The organism is Klebsiella sp. 28, assembly GCF_018223905.1.
Taxonomy (GTDB): Bacteria; Pseudomonadota; Gammaproteobacteria; order Enterobacterales; family Enterobacteriaceae; genus Klebsiella; species Klebsiella pneumoniae.
In genome coordinates, this window is sequence record NZ_JAGRQY010000311.1 from 1 (window position 1) to 4,311 (window position 4,311).

Here is a 4,311-nt window from a genome sequence, read left to right on the forward strand (position 1 = left end):
CCCTGCGCCAGCTGCACCCGCAGCTGCACACCTTCGCCGGCTGGCTGGCAGGCCCCGGCCGTCCCGCCTTCGAGCGGGCGCTGACCAGCGGGGCTCGCTGGGCGTTTGATCGTTAAAGGCTGGTGTTCTGGTTACCCGCCAGGCGCGCTGTCTCGTCGGTGACCGGCCGCCGCTAGCCGGCAGTCAGGATCGCGTCGGCCAGCACCGCTAAAATCCGCTCTGCGCGCGGGGCATGGGACGGTTGCTCCCGCAGCCAGGCAAGCGCGGCGATCAGATCGAACAGCTCCTCTCCGCTGAGATCTGGCCGTGCCAGCCCGGCCTGCTGCGCGCGGGTAAGCAGCGACGTACCGGCGGCGCGCAGGGCAACGCAGGCGCTGTGCAGGGCGGACTCAGGATCGTCGATGGCGCTCATCAGCGGGGCGATGATCCCGCGATGCTGATGGGTAAACGCCACGCTCTCGGCCAGCCACTCCAGCAGCGCCGCGGCAGGATCGGCGGCGAGCAGAAGCGACTCAGCCCGGGCGGTTAGCGCCGCAAAGCGGCTGCGGAGCAGGGCTTCCAGCAGGCTGTCGCGGTTGGGAAAGTGGCGATAGAGGGTTCCCATTCCGACGCCCGCCCGGCGGGCGATATCGCGCAGCGAGGCCTCAGCGCCTTGCTCCACAAAGACGTCACGGGCCACCTCGATCAACAGGTCATAATTTTTTCTGGCATCAGCTCTCATTGGCGTTCCTTGACAATCGGAGCACCGCTCCATATATTCGGAACGGTGCTCCGTTAAATATAACGCATTTCCATATGAGGAGAAAGCGATGTCGACGCAGATGATGAAGGCCGTTCAACAGCACGCCTTTGGCGGGCCGGAAGTCCTGAGCTATGAGGATGCGCCCATGCCGGTCCTGCAGGCCGGTGAAGTACTGGTACAGGTGCACGCGGTGGGCGTGAACCCGCCGGACAGCTATCTGCGCGATGGCTATCAACAGCTGCCGCCGGAGTGGCGGCCCGAGGTCCGCTTTCCCTTGATCCTCGGGACCGATCTCTCCGGGGTGGTGGTGGCGCGGGCGGATGACGTCCGAGAGGTGGCGGTCGGCGACGAAGTGTATGCTATGGCGCGTTTTCCCGAAGGGGCGGCAGGGGGCAGCCGCGCTTACGCCGAGTACGTTAGCGTGCCGGTCAGCGACCTCGCTCGCAAACCCCTAACCCTGAGCCATCAGCAGGCTGCCGCGGTGCCGATGTCGCTCCTCACCGCCTGGCAGTTCATGATCGATCCCGGGCATGAGGTGGCGAATCCGCTGCAGCCGGGGCCGCATCGGCCGGTGCCGCTGGCGGGTAAACGCGTCCTGGTCAACGGCGCGGCAGGGGGAGTCGGTCATTTCGCCGTGCAGCTGGCGAAGTGGCAGGGCGCCGAGGTGATTGCCGTCGCCGCGGGCCGCCATGAAGCCTTTTTACGTCAGCTCGGCGCCGATAGCGTTATCGACTATACAACCACCGCAGTGGAGGAGACGGTGCGTGACCTGGATCTGGTCATTGATGCGCCGGGCGGGCCGGCCAGCGGCCGTTTTTTGCGTACCCTGCGACCCGGCGGCGCGCTGTACCCGATCTTTCCGCTCGGCTTTGCCGGGGCGGAAGAGGCGCGACAGCGCGGAGTGACGGTCTCCACCACCCAGGTACGCTCCAGCGGCGCGCAGCTCGCCCGGCTTGCCGACCTGCTGGACGCCGGGGTCATCCGGGTTGCAATTGACAGCGTTTTCCCCCTTGCGCAGGCGCAGATGGCGCATGAGCGAGCAGCGCAGGGGCATCTTGAGGGCAAAATCGTGCTGTCGGTGATGGACTCGTCAGCCGGGTAATCCCCGACGGCCAGGGTTGCGTTTTTGCTTCTCCCGGCGGCGGACTAAAACAGCGCCAGCCGGGCAAGACGGTCCAGCGCGTTGCTCAGCGCCTCGTCCCCTGCGGTCAGGCTGATGCGAATAAATCCTTCCCCCCCTGCGCCAAAACCCGTGCCCGGCGCCACCAGAATATGCGCTTCCTGCAGCAGCAGACGGGCAAACTCCTGCGAACGGTAGCCGGGCGGTACGCCGAGCCAGAGGAAGAAAGTGCCTTGTGCGTCACGCGCCGGCCAGCGCAGCGCGGCCAGTCGACGCAGAACCCACTCCCGACGTTGATGATAGACCGCCGTCAGCTGCGCAATCCGTTCGGCCGGCAGGTTGAGCGCGGCGATCGCCGCATCCTGAATCGCGCCAAACACCGTACTGTAGCTATGGGTGTGCAGCTTTTTAAACGCCCGGATAATCGAGGCGTTGCCGACCGCGAAGCCGAAGCGCCAGCCGGCCATATTAAAGGTCTTGGAAAAAGTATAGGTTTCCACTCCCCATGCTTTCGCGTCGGGCTGGGAGAAGAGGCTCAGCGGCGCATCGCTGGCCGCGCTGCCGATGGCCGCATAGGCAAAATCATGGAGGATCGGCACCTGGTGACGACGAGCAAACTGCAGCGCGCTGGTGAACAGCGCCGGCGTGGCGAGGGCGCCGGTTGGATTATGCGGATAGTTAAGCACCACCAGCCCGGCCTTGTCAGCGACTTCCCGGGGAAGATCGTTAAAATCCGGCAGGAAATGGTTCTCCGCCCTGAGCGGCAGGCCATAAAACGCCGCCTGGGACTGCAGCGCCGCCGAGCGGTAAATCGGATAGCAGGGATCGGTGGAGATGAGGTATTGCCCGGGGCTGAGCAGCGCCCGCGGGATGCCGCCTATACCGATATGCGACCCCTGAAACACGGCGACTTCGCTGTGCGGATCGAGTTCCACATCATACTGCCGGCGATAGAACCGGGCGATCGCCTCGCGGACCTGTGGTTTGCCCCAGAACGACGGGTAGCCATGGTTTTCACGACGATGAATAGCGCTCTGCAGCGAGTCGATTACTTCCGGCGGGGTGGGTTGATCCGGACTGCCGCTGGAAAGATCGATCAGCGGCAGCGCTTCGGTGTTGACCTCCGCGGCCAGTTTTTCCAGCAGGCTGAACAGATTCTCTTCCAGGGCGTCCACCAGCGGCGAAGCAGTAAAATCAGGCATAACATTCCCGGTTTAAATCACGAATAATTAACCATCTTTAAGGGATTTATAGCGGCTGGCTAAATAACAATATACGCAAAAGATTCTTGTTTTTAAGATATGTCGGTATAGCAAAAGTTAATGAGGAATTAGCAAAAGGAAATTCGGCGTTCTGGCTTACAACCCACAGTCGGCTGTGATTTAATCGTTCAATATCGCCAACCCTCCAGGAAAATACCTTATGAACAAGTCAGTTGCGCGCGGGATCGCTCTCGCCCTGTTGTCGGCCACCTCTTTTTATGCCGCCGCCGACGCTCATCTTATCCGCGTCGGCTTTAACCCCGGGCCGTATAAAGAACAATTTGAGAAAGGCGTCGCGCCCTATTTATTGAGTAAAGGGTATAAAATCGAATATAAGGATTTCAGCGACGGTATTCAGGTGAATGACGCGGTAGCCCGCGGCGATATCGAAGCGAATATTATGCAGCATCCGGTATATCTGAAAGCAATTAATGAGCGGCTGGGGATCGATAACGTGGGCATTGTGCAGGTCCCCACGCCGCCGATGGGGCTGTATGGTGGGAAACTGACCACCCTGGGGACCCCGGCGGCGGGCACCGTCGTGTCGGTACCAAACCAGCCGTCAAATGAATATCGTGCGGTACTGGTGCTGGAGAGCCTTGGCTGGGTGAAAATTAAACCAGACAGCGATCCGGCCACTTTTTCGCAGCGTAACATCGTAGATAATCCTTACAAAATTGTCCTAAAAGAGATGGATAATGCCCAGCAGGTTCGCGCTCTGCCGGACGTCGACTATGGCCTGATTCAGGGCAATTTTGCCGTCTCCAGCGGTATGTCCCTGACCTCGGCCTTAAAGCTGGAAGCAGCCACCAGCCATTTTATTAATGTCGTGACCGTCGCCGGTAAAAATCAGAAGGCGCAGTTTGCCAAAGATATTATCGATGGCTACCACTCGGCCGAGTTCAAAAAATATATTCTCAGCCATCCGCAGTATGATGGTTACCTGCTGCCTGACTATTTAAAATGAATAACGCGATGATAGAATTTCGCCACGTCAGTAAAAGCTTTTCCAGGAAAGGACATCCGGTTCTGGCCTTGCAGGATATTAATCTCAGCATTGAGCGAGGCGATATTTTTGGCATTATTGGCTACAGCGGGGCAGGAAAAAGCACCTTATTACGGCTGATTAATCGTCTGGAAACGCCTGGCGAGGGCGAGGTACTGTTAAACGGCGAGCCGCTACAGGC

The 4,311-nt window shown here is 60.2% G+C and carries 5 protein-coding genes and 1 pseudogene; 4 read left to right on the forward strand and 2 right to left on the reverse strand.

Annotated elements, in window-relative coordinates; genetic code table 11:
* A pseudogene (locus KHQ28_RS28700) lies at positions 1-116 on the forward strand (NmrA/HSCARG family protein); the annotation flags it as partial.
* Positions 117-172: 56 nt separating this feature from the next.
* Here KHQ28_RS28700 and KHQ28_RS28705 read toward each other — a convergent pair.
* A complete protein-coding gene (locus KHQ28_RS28705) occupies positions 173-721 on the reverse strand; it encodes a TetR/AcrR family transcriptional regulator (RefSeq protein ID WP_004179582.1) in 549 nt (182 codons plus the stop codon).
* 88 nt (positions 722-809) lie between these two features.
* On the opposite strand from KHQ28_RS28705, the gene KHQ28_RS28710 reads away from it, so the two are divergent.
* Positions 810-1,844: an NADP-dependent oxidoreductase gene (locus KHQ28_RS28710; RefSeq protein ID WP_004176407.1), complete on the forward strand. Its 1,035-nt coding sequence runs from the start codon at positions 810-812 to the stop codon at positions 1,842-1,844.
* Between the two features lie 44 nt (positions 1,845-1,888).
* Here KHQ28_RS28710 and KHQ28_RS28715 read toward each other — a convergent pair whose 3' ends face one another.
* Positions 1,889-3,064: an aminotransferase class I/II-fold pyridoxal phosphate-dependent enzyme gene (locus KHQ28_RS28715; RefSeq protein ID WP_020324673.1), complete on the reverse strand. Its 1,176-nt coding sequence runs from the start codon at positions 3,062-3,064 to the stop codon at positions 1,889-1,891.
* Positions 3,065-3,284: 220 nt separating this feature from the next.
* Here KHQ28_RS28715 and KHQ28_RS28720 point away from each other — a divergent pair, with 220 nt between their 5' ends.
* Both KHQ28_RS28720 and KHQ28_RS28725 read left to right on the forward strand, forming a co-directional pair.
* On the forward strand, positions 3,285-4,091 hold the full coding sequence (locus tag KHQ28_RS28720; protein ID WP_002902393.1) for a MetQ/NlpA family ABC transporter substrate-binding protein: 807 nt from the start codon (positions 3,285-3,287) through the stop codon (positions 4,089-4,091).
* A gap of 8 nt (positions 4,092-4,099) precedes the next feature.
* A partial coding sequence (locus KHQ28_RS28725) for an ATP-binding cassette domain-containing protein (protein WP_142371547.1) occupies positions 4,100-4,311 on the forward strand: 212 nt, incomplete at its 3' end.